At 53.0% G+C, this 17,394-nt stretch carries 11 protein-coding genes; 9 read left to right on the top strand and 2 right to left on the bottom strand.

Annotated features, from left to right (window positions below; translation table 11 throughout):
- Nucleotide 1: 1 nt before the first annotated feature.
- The 9 genes from AC0YNX_RS30405 (at nt 2) to AC0YNX_RS30445 (ending at nt 14,725) form a co-directional block, all read left to right on the top strand.
- Nucleotides 2-382 carry a hypothetical protein gene (locus AC0YNX_RS30405; RefSeq protein ID WP_475819421.1) on the top strand — a complete coding sequence of 127 codons (381 nt, stop codon included), beginning with the start codon at nt 2-4 and terminating at the stop codon, nt 380-382.
- A 343-nt stretch (nt 383-725) separates the two neighbouring features.
- The gene (locus AC0YNX_RS30410) at nt 726-803 is read left to right on the top strand and encodes a potassium-transporting ATPase subunit F (RefSeq protein WP_475819445.1); all 78 of its coding nucleotides are present in this window, start codon (nt 726-728) and stop codon (nt 801-803) included.
- 31 nt (nt 804-834) lie between these two features.
- Nucleotides 835-2,508 carry a potassium-transporting ATPase subunit KdpA gene (gene kdpA, locus AC0YNX_RS30415; RefSeq protein ID WP_475819446.1) on the top strand — a complete coding sequence of 558 codons (1,674 nt, stop codon included), beginning with the start codon at nt 835-837 and terminating at the stop codon, nt 2,506-2,508.
- A gap of 59 nt (nt 2,509-2,567) precedes the next feature.
- A complete protein-coding gene (gene kdpB, locus AC0YNX_RS30420) occupies nt 2,568-4,607 on the top strand; it encodes a potassium-transporting ATPase subunit KdpB (protein ID WP_475819422.1) in 2,040 nt (679 codons plus the stop codon).
- 16 nt (nt 4,608-4,623) lie between these two features.
- Nucleotides 4,624-5,184 (top strand): potassium-transporting ATPase subunit KdpC, encoded by a 561-nt coding sequence (kdpC, locus tag AC0YNX_RS30425; protein WP_475819423.1) that lies wholly within the window; start codon nt 4,624-4,626, stop codon nt 5,182-5,184.
- 72 nt (nt 5,185-5,256) lie between these two features.
- On the top strand, nt 5,257-7,602 hold the full coding sequence (locus AC0YNX_RS30430; protein WP_475819424.1) for a histidine kinase: 2,346 nt from the start codon (nt 5,257-5,259) through the stop codon (nt 7,600-7,602).
- An 81-nt stretch (nt 7,603-7,683) separates the two neighbouring features.
- Nucleotides 7,684-9,243, top strand: a complete 1,560-nt coding sequence (locus AC0YNX_RS30435; RefSeq protein WP_475819425.1) for an ATP-binding protein — start codon at nt 7,684-7,686, stop codon at nt 9,241-9,243.
- Complete coding sequence (locus tag AC0YNX_RS30440) at nt 9,240-9,944, top strand: response regulator (protein WP_475819426.1); 705 nt, start codon at nt 9,240-9,242, stop codon at nt 9,942-9,944. Before AC0YNX_RS30435 ends, AC0YNX_RS30440 begins: the two co-directional genes overlap by 4 nt.
- A 278-nt stretch (nt 9,945-10,222) precedes the next feature.
- Nucleotides 10,223-14,725, top strand: a complete 4,503-nt coding sequence (locus tag AC0YNX_RS30445) for a S8 family serine peptidase (RefSeq protein ID WP_475819427.1) — start codon at nt 10,223-10,225, stop codon at nt 14,723-14,725.
- A gap of 66 nt (nt 14,726-14,791) precedes the next feature.
- On the opposite strand, the gene AC0YNX_RS30450 is transcribed toward AC0YNX_RS30445, so the two are convergent.
- Nucleotides 14,792-16,408 carry a DUF3502 domain-containing protein gene (locus tag AC0YNX_RS30450; protein WP_475819428.1) on the bottom strand — a complete coding sequence of 539 codons (1,617 nt, stop codon included), beginning with the start codon at nt 16,406-16,408 and terminating at the stop codon, nt 14,792-14,794.
- 81 nt (nt 16,409-16,489) lie between these two features.
- Entirely contained in the window at nt 16,490-17,380 is an 891-nt protein-coding gene (locus AC0YNX_RS30455; protein WP_475819429.1) for a carbohydrate ABC transporter permease, read from the bottom strand.
- Between the last annotated feature and the right edge of the window lie 14 nt (nt 17,381-17,394).

The following is a 17,394-nucleotide window of genomic DNA, read 5'->3' on the forward strand; positions in this document are numbered from 1 at the left end:
CGTGCAAGGTTGCCAGATTAAAGCGATAGAGCTGTATCGATTTGATAGTGAGCTTACGGAGCAAAGATTTCATGTGGAAGCCCGGAGCTGTATGTGCGGTTTGTTCGCCATTATGACGAGTAACGGCACATGCGGATTTTGCGAATTCTCAGTTCCGTGCTCCAGCGTGAGAGGGGATTTTGTCCAGTGGGCGGTTGTATTTCAAAGGTTGAAGGGAATGACCGTTCAAGAAGGGCTAGATTTCATTCATCTTAAGCAGGAGACATGGGGGAATGCGCGGTTCATTCTCGCTGAATCGGCGCTGACCCATCTGGAGCACAAGAAGATCGTTTGGGATAAAGCTTATTTATTCGACCATAGCCAGGCATACGTCGCGTTTTGACGCGATTTTTATAGTTTTTTTACACTTGGCATCCGATTTCTTTACCCCGTTTTTACAGCGAATGGGTTTAATATTTGTCTATACCAGCGAGGGGGAATAGGAATTGGTCAAGGATATGCGTATGCGAGAATGAATGCGACAAGCATCGTATATAAAAAGTGCGACTAAGGAGCAACATATAAACTGGAAGTGAGCGGGATGAAATGAAACTTGTTCTAAGCTGTAAGGAGGTAGAAAAGTATGGCTAATGATTTCACGATGGTCATTTTATTCGTAGCGGCATTTGCGATTTTCTGGGGATTCAAGAAGTTCTGCGAGAAGGCTTAAGGGGGTTAAGAGCAAGATGATCGTAGTTGGAATCATTGCAGCTTTGTTATTAATATATCTGGGGTTTGTGTTAGTCAAGCCGGAAAAATTCTAAAACGTTTAGCGGAGGATTCGAACATATGGGTATGGGATTTATACAAGTCGCCCTGACGCTCATCATTATTTTGCTGCTGGTTAAACCGGTGGGCGTTTATATGGTAAAAGTGTTTGGGCAAGAAAAAACATGGCTTGATCGCATATTTGGACCAGCGGAGCGGTTGCTGTTCCGACTGATGGGCGTGCGCGAGAATGAACCGATGGGCTGGAAGGCATACATCGGGGCCGTCTTATTAAGCAACTTTGTGATGATGCTTCTGCTGTATCTTGTGCTAAGGTTCCAAGGCAGTCTCCCAATGAATCCGGATGGAATCGGCAACATGGGAGCAGCGCAAGCTTTCAATACAGCGACTTCATTCATTACAAATACGAACTGGCAATCTTATTCGGGCGAGAATGGTCTGTCCTATCTTTCGCAGCTGCTTGCGATAACATTCCCGATGTTTACGTCGGCGGCAACTGGCTTTGCAGTAGCGATCGCTTTCATCCGCGGACTGGTAGGACGCCAGGACAATCTCGGCAACTTCTATGTCGATATGGTGCGCGGCATTACTCGGATTTTTCTGCCGCTTAGCTTCCTGGCTGCGTTGTTCCTTGTGTTCCAAGGTATCCCGCAAACCTTCCAAGGTGCGGTGGATGTAACGACGTTGGAAGGCGCGCAGCAGACGATAACAAGAGGGCTTGTCGCTTCGCTAGAATCCATTAAGCATCTTGGTACGAATGGCGGCGGCTGGTTCGGCACGAACGCGGCGCATCCATTCGAGAACCCAACGCCGCTTTCGAACATGATTCACATTATTAGCATGATGCTTCTACCAACAGCGCTTGTCTATGCGTTCGGGCTGATGATTAAGAACAAGAAGCAAGGCTGGGCAGTATTCGCTGCGATGGGACTTATCTTCCTCGTCATGCTGTCCGTTATCTTCGTCTCGGAATACCGCGGCGTTCCTGCGCTGGATGCGGCAGGCGTGCAAGGCGGAAACATGGAAGGCAAGGAAGTGCGGTTCGGCGTTTCGGAGACCGCGTTATTCACGACCGTCACGACCGCAGCGACGACGGGCTCGGTCAACAACATGCATGAATCATTAACGCCGCTCGGCAGCATCGTTCCACTTGCGGAAATGATGTTGAACAACGTATTTGGCGGTAAAGGCGTAGGTCTTCTCAACGGTTTAATGTACCTCATTCTGTCCGTCTTTATTTGCGGCCTGATGGTTGGACGAACGCCTGAGTTTCTGGGCAAGAAAATTGAGGGCAGGGAAGTTAAGCTGGCCGCCATTGCGCTGCTGACCCATCCTTTCGTCATTCTTGCGCCAACCGCGTTAGCGCTGGCCACACCGGCGGGAGTCGCTTCCATCAGCAATGGAGGCACGCACGGTCTGACTGAAGTCCTTTATGCGTTCACGTCCGGGGCTGCGAATAACGGCTCTGCATTCGCTGGACTCAATGCCAACACAGACTTCTATAACATCGGTATCGGCCTTGTCATGCTGTTCGGCCGTTACATCTCGATTATTGCCATGCTAGCAATTGCGGGCTCACTTGCTGTGAAGCGGGTTGTGCCTGTGACGACAGGGACGCTGCGTACGAATACGCCGCTGTTCACGGGCATTCTCATTATGATTATTCTCGTAATCGGCGCGCTGACGTTCTTCCCGGCGCTTGCACTCGGACCGATTGCTGAGCATCTGGCTATGCCGTAAAACTGACCCGTATTCCTGAACGTTACTAAGCAAAAGCAAGCTTCTTGAGGAGGATCGAGATGTCTACTCGAAAACAAACGATAACGAAAGAAATTGCCTCTCAGGCAATTATAGATGCATTCAAGAAACTGAATCCTGCTGTCATGATTAAGAATCCGGTCATGTTCATTGTCGAGGTCGGCACGGTGATTACGCTGCTGCTGTCTCTCGCACCGGACATGTTCGCTGCGGATCATGTGGGACGCGGGTACAATATCGCGGTATTCTTCATCCTGCTCTTCACGGTGCTATTCGGCAATTTCGCCGAAGCGCTGGCCGAAGGGCGCGGCAAAGCACAAGCGGATTCGCTGCGTCGTACCAAATCGGAGACGATGGCGAAAGTGCTTCAGAAGGACGGATCGACGAAGCAGGTTCCTTCCACACAGTTGAAGAAAGGCGATGTCGTCCGCGTCGATACGGGTGAGCTTATTCCGACGGACGGCGAGATCATTGAAGGTTTGGCTTCGATCGATGAGTCGGCAATCACGGGTGAATCCGCTCCTGTCATTAAAGAAGCCGGAGGGGACTTCTCCTCCGTAACCGGCGGAACAAGAGTCGCGTCGGACTACATTATTATGAAAGTAATGACAGATCCCGGCGAGTCGTTCTTGGATCGTATGATCTCGCTGGTCGAGGGCGCAAAGCGGCAGAAAACGCCGAATGAAATCGCGCTGACAACATTGCTTGCCGTGCTCACGATGATATTCATCATTGTTATTGTGACGATGGTTCCGATGGCTAGCTACTTGAACGTAGATCTGGATATTGCGACGCTGATTGCACTGCTTGTCTGCTTGATTCCAACAACGATCGGCGCGCTGTTATCGGCGATCGGCATTGCCGGCATGGACCGGGTAACGCAGTTCAACGTGCTCGCCATGTCAGGTAAAGCGGTTGAAGCAGCCGGCGATATTGATACGCTCATCCTGGATAAGACAGGTACGATTACGTACGGTAACCGGATGGCGGCAGAATTCAGTCCGGTCAAGGGAGTCTCCGCACAGGACGTTACCTTCATCGCGCTGCAATCCTCCGTGAAGGACGAGACGCCGGAGGGACGCTCGATTGTCGAGCTTGCGAACAAGCAGGGCGCAGTCTGGGCTCAGCAAGAATACGCGTCTGCCGAGGTTGTGGAGTTTACGGCTGAAACGCGCATGTCGGGTCTTGATCTGAAAGACGGCGTTCGGATTCGCAAAGGCGCGGTCGATGCCATTAAGAAATATGTAACCGCGCAAGGCGGCTCCCTTCCTGGAGATTTGGACGACATATCGAATCGCATTGCACGTGCGGGCGGCACACCGCTGGCCGTTGCAATCGGCAATCGGATCGTCGGCGTTATTTATTTGAAGGATACGGTGAAGCCAGGGCTGAAGGAGCGTTTCGCGGAGCTTCGGGGGATGGGGATTAAGACCATCATGTGTACGGGCGACAATCCGCTTACTGCGGCTACCATTGCACTCGAAGCGGGAGTTGACGACTTCATCGCGGAAGCGAAGCCAGAAGATAAAATCGCAGCAATCAAGAAGGAACAGCAAGAAGGCAAGCTGGTAGCGATGACCGGCGATGGAACGAACGATGCTCCCGCGCTTGCACAAGCCGATGTTGGCCTTGCGATGAACTCGGGTACGATGGCGGCGAAAGAAGCGGCGAATATGATCGATCTCGATTCCGATCCGACGAAGCTGCTCTCGGTCGTGGCAATCGGCAAGCAGCTGCTCATTACTCGCGGCGCGTTGACGACGTTCTCGATTGCTAACGACATCGCCAAATATTTTGCGATTATTCCGGCGATGTTCATTGTGGCGATGCCGCAGCTGCAGTCGATGAATATTATGCATCTTGCCTCGCCGAAGTCGGCCATACTGTCAGCGCTGATCTTCAACGCGATCATTATCCCGCTGCTCATTCCGATCGCGATGAAAGGCGTTAAGTACCGTGCATCAACAGCTGACAGCTTGCTGTCCCGCAATGTGCTGCTGTATGGTGTTGGTGGTGTACTCGTACCGTTCGTGGGAATTAAATTGATTGACCTTGTGCTTCAGGGACTAGGTCTCGTATAGAAGGAGAACGATTGCTATGAAATCAACACTAACTGCTATTCGCGTATCGGTTGTGCTCATGCTGCTCTGCGGGCTGCTGTACCCGCTTATCACGACAGGCGCTGCTGGCGTACTGTTTCCGAAGCAGGCGAAGGGAAGTCTGGTGGAAGTAGACGGGAAGCCGGTCGGCTCGGAGCTGATTGCGCAGGACTTCCAGTCGCCGAAGCTGTTCCATCCGAGAGCCTCGAACGCGAAGTATGACCCTAAGGCTTCGGCTGGTTCCAATATGATGATCGCAAGCGAAGATTATGTGAAGGCGATTCAGGAGAAAATCGATGCGCTGCGCAGCGAGAATCCGAATTTGACTGAGATTCCGGCGGATCTGGTAACGGTATCCGGCTCTGGCTTTGATCCGGATTTGTCGCCAGAGGCAGCGAAGGCGCAGGTGCCGCGAATTAGTAAAGCGACAGGGATCAGCGAGCAGCAGCTGAACGAGCTGGTGGATCACACGACGAAGAGCCGTCAACTCGGCATGTTCGGAGAACCGCGGGTGAACGTGCTGGAAATTAATCTTGAGCTGATGAAGCAATTGAAGTAATACCCTTCAGCCGCCTCCATTATGATGGGGGTGGCTTTCGCGGTTTATTATCATGTGAGAGGAGTCAGGACATTGGACAGCAGCTTTAAACGAAAGACGCCGGAAGAGATTCTATTATCGATTTCGAAGCTCCATCGCGGCACGCTTAAGGTGTACATTGGTCCCGTCAGCGGATCGGGCAAGACGTACCACATGCTGCGCGAGGGGCAATCGCTCAAGAGTCAGGGCATTGATGTCGTGATCTGCGCCGTATCGACCTTGCAAAGGCCGGAAACGGTGGAGCAGCTTGGCGATCTAGAGCGGGTACCAAGCATCCACTGGCTCAAGGACGGTACCGAGAAGAAAGATCTGAACCTGGATGCGCTTCTGGAGCGGAATCCCGAAGTGGTTCTCGTCGATTCACTAGCGCATCAGAACAGGCCGGACGCGCGCTTCGAGACTCGTCTTGAGGACATTCAGTTTCTGCTCGCGCATCATATTAGCGTCATTACGACCGTTAACGTATATGAGCTGGAAGGCTATACCGAGGTTGCGCAGAAGCTGACCGGAATCGAGCCTGAATGCACGCTCCCTGCAGATACGCTGGAGCTAGCGGATGAGGTGCGTCTTATTGACGTGACGCCAGAGACGGTGCTGAACCGCATGGCGGAAGGGCATCTTCGCGGCAATAAGGACGCGGCTGTGTTCAAACGCGGTAATTTAGGCGTGCTGCGAGAGCTGGCGCTTCGGCTTGTTGCGGAGGATGTGCATATCTCGCTAAGCGAGCATCGCGAGGAGCTGGGGCTGCTCGGTCCATCGGGCGCAGCGGAGCGAATTCTCGTGACAACGCAATATCATTGGAACGGCTCGATCTATGTGCGTCGCGGACAGCAGATCGCCAAGCGGTTGAACGGCGATGTGCTGGTTGTCACTTACCGGAATTTCAAGCGGTCACTATCGAAGGAAGAGGCTGCTTTTCGCAGAAGCATGGTGAAGCTTGTGGAGAAGGTAGGTGGCGGGTTCGAGGAGCTGCCGTTCCCTGGCCGCCGGCGCATCGCGCATACATTGGTGAAGTATGCCGCATCTCACCAAGTGACTCGCATTGTAATGGGGCATTCCAAGCAAACGAATTGGCAGGAGTTCTGGCAAGGGTCCGTCGTCAATAAAGTGCTGCGTTTGACCAGGAATATGGATTTGTTTCTCGTTGCCGATTCTACAGGGCAAGCCGGGGGACGCGTATTGCCTGCACAGCTGTCATCATCATCGAAGGAGAAGGAAAAGGAGAAGGAGAAGTACCGCCGTCTCACCTCGGAAGAGGTACAGGAACAGATCGGTCATATGCGGCGCGGCAAGTTCAAGGTGTACATTGGCGCCGCACCTGGTGTGGGCAAGACCTATATGATGCTGCGCGATGGAAACGATCTGCTGAAGAAGGGCATCGGTGTTCAGATCGGACTGCTGGAGACGCACAACCGTCAAGAGACGCAGAACCAGATCGGCAGTCTACCGCAGATTAATCGGAAGAAGATCGAATATCAAGGCGTTCAGCTTGAGGAGATGGACACAGAGGCGATCATCCGGAGTTGTCCGGACGTTGTCCTTGTCGATGAGCTTGCGCATACGAATGTACCGGGAAGCAAGAACAAGAAGCGTTACGAGGATATTCTCGATATTCTCGCGGCGGGGATCTCCGTCATTACAACCGTGAACGTACAGCATTTGGAGAGCTTGAATGATTCGGTTGAGCAAATTACGGGGATTCGGGTTCGCGAGACGGTGCCCGATCATATTCTTCAGCTTGCCGATGAGGTGCAGTTGATTGACGTATCTCCGGAAGCGCTGCAAAGGCGAATGCGTGAAGGCAGAATCTATGCGATGACCAAGGTCGATCAGGCGCTTAGCCATTTCTTCAAGACAGGCAACCTCATTGCGCTGCGCGAGCTTGCGCTGCGCGAAATTGCCGATGATGTCGATGAACGGCTGGAGTCATTGGAGCGGTCCAGCTCGCTGCGCGGACCGTGGCGGCGGCAGGAAGTGATCTTTATCTGCGTGAACTGCGCGCCGCATGCCGAGCGGCTAATTAGGCGAGGATTCCGAATGGCGTACAGATTAAAGGCGAAGTGGTATGTCAATTATGTGCAGGTTGAAGCGGATCTGCCCGCGGATCTGAAGCAGTGCCTGTCTAAGCTTGAGAAACTTACCGTGAGATTAGGCGGCAAATTTATCATTCATAAGGCGCTGGGCGGTTCACGGCAGATCGCGCAGATGCTGGCGGTTCGAGCTGAGGAGCTTGGTGCGACACAGATCGTTATTGGCGGTTCGCAGCAAACGCTGTGGGAGCGGTTCTCGAAAGGTTCAGTTGTGAATCGACTGATTCGGAGGACGCGTCATTTGGATGTACTGATCGTGGCAGATTTTGATCCGAATCTCGCACTATAATAGAATAGATAGTATATAGACGTGTGGGATGTGATGAGAATGGATGCAGCGCGAGGAAAAGGTCGGGGAGTGCACGGCGGCATGCTGTCATGGATGCCGTATGCGATGGTTACGGTTGTCGTTGTGCTGCTGACCGCATTTTTGCATACATTCGGGTTCGGCTATGACCGGGTCAACATTGTATTGCTTTATTTGTTTCCGGTGCTGTTCAGCGCCGTTTATTGGGGAATGGGGCCATCATTCTATACCGCTGCCATAAGCGTATTGGCGTTCGATTTCTTCTTCGTGCCGCCTTTCTTCAGCTTCTCTGTGGATGATTTGCGGTACTTGTTTTCTTTCTTCGTTTATTTGGCGGTTGCGGCATTGACCGCGACGCTTGCGGCGAGGCTCAAGCAGCAGCTTCGTTACGCAAGGCAGCGCGAGGCGCATACGGCATCGCTGTATACGCTCAGCCGGCAGATGACGGCGATCTCGGATTTGCAGACGCTGCTCGAGAATGTATGCAAGCAAGTGTCGGCGACGCTGGATGCGGCGCAGGTGGCGATCTATCTGCCTGGCGGCAGCGGGGAGCAGGAGCTGCAATTGACGGCGACTTCTTCGAGTTCTTCCGAATGGGGGAGCGGGGAGTCCGAGATGGTCATTGCGCGTTGGGTGCTCCAGCATGGCGAGATGGCAGGCAAAGGCTCGGGCACATTGCGGGAATATTCCGGTCTGTATGTGCCTCTTCGTACGGAAGAGCGGATGTATGGCGTGCTTGCTGTCCTTGGGAAGAACGAGCTTGAAGCGATATTCACGCCGGAAAATAAGAGATTGCTAGAGGCGTTCGGCAGCCTGACGGCTACGGCCATCGCCCGCGTGAAGCTCGGGGAGGAAGCGAAGCTCGCGCATTTGACGGCGGAGTCGGAGCGGCTGCGTACAGCGATTCTCGACTCGGTGTCGCACGAGCTGCGCACTCCGCTTGCGACGATTATTGGCTCCGCAACGGGGCTCATTGAAGGGGAGCAGATCTTTAGCTCTGCCGATCGGTTAGAGCTCTTAACCACCATTCGCGACGGCTCGCTTCGTATGAATCGGCTCGTGACGAATCTGCTTGGCATGGTGAAGCTGGAGAGCGGGATGCTGCGATTGCGATCGAGCCTCTGCGACATCGAGGATATGCTGGGTGTTGTGCTTGCTCAAGTGAAGGGCTATCAGCAGCACCGGAAGATTCGGATTCAGCTGCCTTCGCTACCGGCGTATTTTGCCGGGGACGAGGTGCTGCTTGAGCAGGTGCTCGTGAACGTGCTGAGCAATGCCATTAAGTATTCGCCCGATGGCAGCGAGATCGTTGTTGAAGTGCATGAGGATGCGGCGAGCCAGCAGGTGGTGATTAGCGTTGCTGATGAGGGACCCGGCATTGCGGAGGGGGAGCGTGAGCGGATTTTCGAGAAATTTTACCGTGGCAGTTCGACGAGTCATGTGACCGGAACGGGGCTAGGGCTTGCGATCTGCAAAGGCATCGTGGAAGCGCATGGCGGCACGATTACCGCGGAGCAGCCCAGTCAGGGGAAAGGCGCAGTTATTCGCATCGCTCTTCCAATTGGGGAGCGGCGGGAGATTCATATGGTGACGGATGAAGAAGGAGGCAGTGAACGCATATGACAGCAACAGGCGGAAGCGGCGCGCGCATCTTAGTCATCGATGACGAACCGCAAATTGTGAAGCTGCTTCGGGTGACGCTGCAGGCGCATCAATTCGAGGTGCATGAAGCGGCGAATGGGGAAACAGGCGTCTACCAGGCGAGCATCGTCCATCCCGATCTTATTGTGCTGGATCTGGGGCTCCCGGATATATCTGGCATGGATGTGCTGAAGAGGGTGCGTGAATGGTCGCGTGTTCCGATCATCGTGCTGACGGCAAGGGAGCGGGAAGATGACAAAATCGCAGCGCTCGACAGCGGAGCGGACGATTATGTGACGAAGCCGTTCGGCATGGGCGAGCTGCTTGCCCGCATTCGCGTAGCGCTTCGGCATGTGGCGAGCTCGGCGAATGAGCCGATTCTGCAATTCGGCGGCTTGAAGCTCGATCTGGCGCATCGGCTCGTCGAGTTGGATGGCAATCGCGTGAAGCTGACGCCGACCGAGTATGACCTGCTCAAGGTACTCGCCTCGAACGCCGGCAAAGTCATCACTCAGCGCCAGCTGCTTCAGCAGGTGTGGGGCGGTCATCATCACGAAACAGATAGCCACTACCTGCGCATCTACATCGGCCATCTCCGCAAGAAGCTGGAGGAAGATCCGACACGGCCGAAGTTTATCGAGACGGAGCCGGGAATCGGGTATCGGTTCTTGCTGCAGGATTAGGAATGGGGCACGGGGAAGAGAGGAACCTTGGTGGTGTTCGCACGGTCGACACCATTCAAGGTTTTTTGTGCTGTCTCTCGGAATAGTTGAGATATGTTTAATTTTTTAGCGAAACTTTACTGGAAACCTATAGCAGAAGCTGTGGAAAAATGCTATGTTATCTGCACTAGCTTCTAAGATTGACAACCGCATATGGGCAGGACAAGCAGCGCCTCTGACATCATGGTCTTCATCACGGAATTCTTAAGTTAACACTAAAGAATGAGGAGATGGAAGTATTGAAGAAGACGTTGAAACAAGCGGCCACTCTCGCCTTGACCGCTGCGCTCACACTTGCCTTGACGCCGCTGCATGGCACGGCTAGCGCTGCAAGCAAGTTAGGCACAGTAAGGAACCAGCACATCGCCGCACAGCTCCATTCGCAGCAACAGCAGCAATTGCAGTCCTTGTCCGGCCAGAGCCAAGCATTAAAGCCCGGCTTTATTTCTCCCAGATTGAACTTATCCTCGAATGCTACTGTGAAAGTCATCGTTCAGCTGAGTGCGCAGCCGACCTCCGTCGGACGGTTCGCCGCAAGCCAAGGGAACCGCGCGTTTACCGCAGAATCAACCGAATCCTCGATTAGCACACAACAAACAACCGTTCTTGACGCCGCGAAAGCGAAAGGCATTAATCTCACCGTCAATTATCAATTCAACACCGTGCTGAATGGCATGGAAGTGTCGATTCCAGCGAACAAAATTTCCGCGCTTGCTCAAATTCCAGGCGTTGTTTCCATCTATGAGAATCACACCTATCACGCTATTCCTGACCTGGCTGCAGATTCTAGCGATCCGCTAAACTTCGAGATCGACCCGATTGCTCAAGTCGGCGCTGATCAAGCATGGAAGATGGGCCACACCGGCCGCGGGCTGAAGGTTGGCGTTATCGATACCGGCGTCGATTATTTGCATCCGGATTTGGATGACAATTATGCCGGCGGGCACGATTCTTTCTATAATGACGAAGATCCATATGAAGAAGCACCGCTTACAAAGGAAGATGATCCTTATGGAAAGGGCTTCGCAGGAACAAGCCATGGTACGCACGTATCCGGCACCATTGCGGGCAGTGCTACCAATCCAACCTCCGATATCGTGCAGAAAGGGATCGCCTACGAATCCGAGCTCCATGTGTACAAAGTGCTTGGCCGCGATCCTGTAACTGGCGAAGCCTCCGGCTCCTCCGCTCAAGTCATCGATGGGATAGAACGCGCCGTGAAGGATGGCATGGATGTCATCAATTTATCGCTCGGCTCTGATCTGGAGAAGGATCCGAACTCTCCGGACGCAATCGCCATCAACAATGCCGTACTCGCAGGCGTAACAGCCGTCATTGCGAACGGGAACGCTGCCGCTGATGGCAACTATTACTACTCTATGGGTTCTCCCGCATCTTCGCAGCTAGCCATCTCGGTTGGAGCAGTCACCAGCACGGAGAATCATTACACGGCGCAAGCCACAAGCTCCTTCGATCCCGAGCTGACCTATCCGCTCCACGTCATGGGCTGGTCCACTGGCGACGACAGCGATTTTGCCGTCTTAATGGGGGCTGACCCAATTGAAGGCGTATATGTTGGCATTGGAAAAGAGTCTGACTTTGAAGGCAAAGACTTAACAGGAAAGATTGCCTTTATCTCTCGAGGAGACATTGCCTTTGTCGATAAAATCGCGAATGCGAAGCAAGCCGGAGCAAAAGCGGCCGTTATCTTCAACGGGACTTCAGTCGGTACAGGCGAGAGTGCGGAACCAAATCTGGACGACTCGATCCCTGATAGAGATGGCGCCATCGACGTCTTCCTCAGCAACAGCTACGACTTCCTCCCGACCTTCGATATGGAGGGACAGGCTGGACGAGCATTGGCTAGAGCGGTAGAGGCTAGTCCAGAAACGTTGCTAAGCTTTACTTTCGGCTCCGAATATCCGAAGACAGTCGTTTCTGGCGACCATATGGCAGACTTCTCGTCGCGCGGTCCGGCTTCCGACGGCAGCTACGGCATTAAGCCGGACGTGGTGGCGCCTGGCGTCAACATCATGTCGACATGGCCGGCGTATAAGCAATTCGATCCGGACGCTTCGTATGACCAAGCGTACAACCGGATCTCCGGTACTTCGATGGCTACACCGCATATAGCGGGTCTGGCATTGCTCATCAAGGATGCGCATCCGAGCTGGACGCCATTCGATATTCGTGCAGCACTGGCGAATACCGCCGATGAAATTACAGACGAGAATGGCGTGAAATACGACGTGTACTCGCAAGGGGCGGGGCGTGCGAACGTTGTGAATGCGATCAAGACGGATGCACTGCTGCAGACAGTTGATCCGCTTACGATTCTGGACAAAAACCTTCAGCCGCAACAAGTGACGAACTATAACGACAATGCGAGCTTTGGACTCATGGCGCCTGGTGAGGAAGCGAAGCAGGAAATCCTTCAATTGAAGAATACGGGCGGCAAAGCATTGACTTATACGGCAGAAGTTGTGATGCATCCGAACGTGACTTCGGATCCGTCTAACCCGGTTCCAACCCCGGATGTCAATGACATTGAGACTGATCTTCTCTTGCTGGATGGAGACACGATTAAGGCGGCTGCTCATTCTGCGAAGCAATTTGCTCTGCAAGTAAAGCCAAGCGAGACGGCAGCTCCAGGTGTATACGAAGGCGAGGTTCTTCTTACAAGCACTGGCGACAAGCCGGCGCTTCACATCCCGTTCTCGGTGCATGTGGGCACGGAGCAGGAAGAAACAGGATTCGGCGTGCAAAACATGCAATTGTCGAACACGATCTTCTCGCCTGACGGCGACGACGTGAACGATACGACAGACCTTTCCTTTGACTTGACCGCGACTGACGTGAATTATATGGAAATCAACGTATATGGTCTGGATGATCAATGGATCGGCACCATAGGTGTGCTGGGCATTTTGGACGAAGATGGGAACCTTGTTACGCTTGATCCGCAAAATGTTACTCTTACACTAGACGGCAGCTATACGGACGAAGATAAGGATAAGGATGGCCATTACATTCTAAAGCACCTGACCGCAGGCACGTACAAGATTGAAGTGTTCGCTGCGAAGCTTGAGTGGGTTGATGGCGATCCAGTAGCAAAATCCCAATATGCCGCTTACAAAACATTCGGTGTAACTGACCCGACTGTTGACCAATCCGTGCAGCAAGCGAAAGATCACTTCGTGCCGAACATTACGAATACAACGAAGCTCGGTAAGTCTGTTCTGACTTTCCCGAGCACGCCAGGTATTGCGTACCAAGTCACTGGATCGGACAAACCGGACTACATTAGCGCGTCCGGAGAGCTGGTGTCATTACAAGGAATTCAGGCTGGAGGCGTGACGGTCAATTTGACTGTTCGTATTTCTTCCAGTGATCAGCCGTCGATGGCAGCAAATGTTATCGTTCCTGTGAAGCTGGTTAAAGTCGCTTCCAATAATGGCGGCGGTGGCGGTGTAGGTGGTGGAACTGGCAGTACAGGAAGTACGGGACAGTCAGGCTCCGCTATTACATCAATTCCAGCTGTCATCAATCAGGGACAAGCTCAGGTGTTAATCACGCCGGTGAGTAAGGTCGACGGGAACTCAGTTACTGTTACGATCACGGATAAGGATCTTACAGATGCACTCGCCGGTGCAGGTCAATCACCGGTCGCTATCGTGATTTCGCAGTCCGTCACAGACGGGCAGCAAGCTCAATTTGTACTTTCTGCTTCTCAAGTGCAGGCGCTGCAAGTCGCGAATGATTCGACTACGATTGTAGTTAGCACACAAGGTGCATCGCTTGCGCTTCCTGTATCCGTATTAGACCAGCTGCCGGCTGGAGCAAGTCTCAGAATTGTTGTGAAAGAAGCGGGCGAGTCGAGCAGCACGTTTGCGAATGCAGATGCAGGGACAACCGTCATTGGCACGCCAGTCTCCTTCGAAGTGTTCGTCGTCACTGATTCGGGATATGCTCCAATCGTTGTGCAAGGTCAGGATTTTGTTAAGCGATCGTTCATCGTCAGCGGCGAATTGAACCCATCCTCAGCGGGGGCATTGTACTTGGAGAATGGCGAGGTACAGCCAGTGCCTGCGACATTCACGCATAATTCGGACGGCACCTATACGGTAGTTGTGAACAGACCGGGCTTCTCCGTTTACGCGGCGGTAACCGGCAAAAAGGTGGCGTTCACGGATACCAGCACCTCCTTTGCGCGCGATCAGATTCAAACATTGGCAGCTAAGTTCCTGTTGAACGGCACCTCCACGACGAGCTTCTCTCCGAAGAAGCATGTCACGCGGGCTGAGTTCGCAGCGATGCTCGTTCGTTCGCTTGGTCTTACGCCGCCAAGCGGGCAAACTCCGTTCCGCGATGTGCCGCAGTCGGCATGGTATGCCGATAGCGTAGCCGCAGTTCAAGCGGCAGGACTCGTGAACGGGTATAGCGATGGCAGCTTCCATCCGAACGCGGATATCACCCGCCAAGAGCTGGCGGTGATTCTGTCGAAGGTGCTGAAGCTGCTCGATGTCTCGAGCGTTGAAGGTCCGAAGCATGTCACCTATAGCGATGCTCAGAGCTTTGCAGGCTTTGCCGAAGCAAGCATTCAGAACGTATCCGAAAGCGGCCTAATGAAAGGCCAAATCGAAGCGGGGCAGCAAAACTTTAATCCAACAGGGCCAACGACCCGCGAAGCAGCGGCGATGGTGCTGTACGCGCTGTTGCAGAAGGCGCACTTGATCAATTAAACAAAAAAGCTCCTGTGCTTATTCGCACAGGAGCTTTTTAACGACTTCATTTTTGCATCTAATCGCTTACTTGCCAGCCTTCCAATCATTAATCTGCTTCTGCATCTCCGCAATGATCTTCTCCGCACCGGCTGATTTCAGCTTCGAGAGGAACTCAGCGTACTTATCCTCCGAAGTGACGCCGAGGTTGATCGCGCGCGAATATTCATCCCATACCGCAGTCGCCTTCGCGATCTCGCCTTTCACCGGCTCTGCATCGAACGTGAAGCCGAGCAGCTTCGACGGCAGCGCGTCCGCGTTGACCTTCTTCGTTTGTTCCCAAACATCTGCAGGCATGCCTTTCTCGACGTTTGCAAGGAAGTTCGAAGCGAACATCCATGGCACTTGCGGGTTATAGCCCTGCTGATTGTCACCTGGAATCATCAAACCATCGGAATCGATTTTGAAATGATCGTCTTTGATCCCGAAGTTGAGCAGATTGTACAAGTCTTTGTCCGTATTGAGCAGCTCAAGCAGCATCATCGCTCTCTCCGGATTCTTCGAATTGCGGTTGATCGCTTGCATCGTCGCGGTAATACCGCCAGTCGTCAAATGCGCTGTACCCGCTGGCACTTCTACGTAAGGCTCACCGCCGAGCGCAGAGCTTAAGTTCGCGCCACCTGGCTTGAATGCACCGCCGATATTGAAGATGAACTTGCCTGCTTTGCCGTCCGTCCAATCGTCGGATTTCTTCGAAATCCGCTCTTTGGCGTTCAGGTAGCCTTTCGCATTCCAATCGCGCATCGTAGCGAGGAACTTCTTGAAGCCATCCGATTCGAACTGGTTCACAACCGTAAGCGAATCATCATTGAAGGCGACAACGCCAGGCACGTTCATGCCGACGATGGCTTCCACATTGAAGAAGTCTGGGTCGATGCCGACGACAGGATACTTCTGCGGATTGTCTTTCTTCACCGCTTGAATGAAGGGCTCGAGCAGGTTCAGCGTATCCGGTCCGATTTTGGCGCTAATGGCATTCATGTCGAGACCGTACTTGTCGATAAGCGACTGAGGTACGGCAACAGCGGGCGTACGCGCGGAGATTTGCTGGTTCACGAAGCCGTAGATTTGACCTTTAATCTTCGTGGCATCCCAGAAGGATGCGGGCATCGAAGCAGAGGTTTGCGGCGCGTATTTGGCAAGCAGGTCGTCGAGAGGAAGGAAAGCGCCCTTCGCTACATTCTGTGTGTAGTTGTTGATCCAGCCTGCAGTGAAAGTAATGTCGTAAGGCTCGCCGGAAGCGATAACGACTTGCATCTTCTGGTCATAATCGCCGAACGGAATCGCTTTGAAATCGACCGTTGCATTGATTTTCGATTGAATGACCTTGTTCACCTCAGCGAACACTTTATCCTGCTCCGGTTGAGGCCAGTTTCCCGGGAAATACCAAGTGAGCTTTACTTCAGGGAGATCAGCCGATGTATTCGCTGCCGTATCTGTCGAGTTATCGGATGCCGCGTTGTTGGATGAATCCGTACTCGTGTTGGCGGTTGCTCCAGAGTCGTTCTTCGCTGCATTGCCCGATGTGCCCGAACTATTGTTGTTGCCGGAATTGTTGCCGCATGCTGCCGCGATCATGCTGAAGGTGAGCAGAATAATTACACAGACAAGGCCAAGCTTAGACTTTCGGACTGCTCTTTGCATCGTGAATCCTCCCTTTTTAGTTGAACTGCTTATCTTAAAATGGATAGCCAATCCATGTTTAAGCGACTTCCTCCCGAATGCTTACCCCTTCACCGCGCCAACCGTCAGTCCCCGCACAAAATATTTTTGAAAGAACGGGAACACCGCCAGCATCGGCCCGGCAGCCAGAATCGCCATAGCCATACGCGCGGATTCGGACGGCAGCACGACATTCTTCATGCTCGCGGGCATCATATTCGTGGAGCTCGTGAGGAATGAGATGTTATTCATCATCCGATAGAGCATGTATTGAAGCGGGACAAGATGCTCTTCCTCAATATAGAGCAGGCTTAGCCACCAATCGTTCCAATACTGCAGCATCGTGAACAGTGCGACAGTTGCAAGACCTGGCTTAGCAAGCGGCAGCACGATTTGGAAGAAGATCCGGAACTCGCTCGCCCCGTCGATCATGCATGACTCGATGATGTGGTAAGGAATCTTTTGCATAAACGAGCGCAGTAGCAAAATAAACCAAGGGACTGCCAAGTAGGGCAGGATGAGCACCCAGATCGTGTTCTTGAGATGGAGATAGTTGCTGATTAGAATGTAAGTCGGCACCAGGCCGCCGTTGAACAGCATCGTGAAGAAGACGTAGAAGCTGAGGCTGTTCTTGAATTTGTAATCATGTCTGGATAGGGCGTAGGCAATGCCTGCCATGAACAGAACTGCGCATACTGTGCCGACGATGCTCACGATGATGGAGATTTTGAATGCGCTTAGCAGCTGGATGGGCCGATACAGCACATAAGTGTAAGCATTGAGATCGAACTTGCGCGGCCAGAGGCTGTAGCCGTTCTTCAGGATGTCGACCTCGTTGCTGAACGAGACGGACAGAACGGAGATGAGGGGAATGATACACGCCAGACTAAACAGGACGAATACGAGATGAATGAGTAGCTGGGGAATTCTCGACTGCCAAGGTTTGTCGCTCATACGCGCACCTCCTG

The organism is Paenibacillus sp. J31R98 (assembly GCF_056269245.1).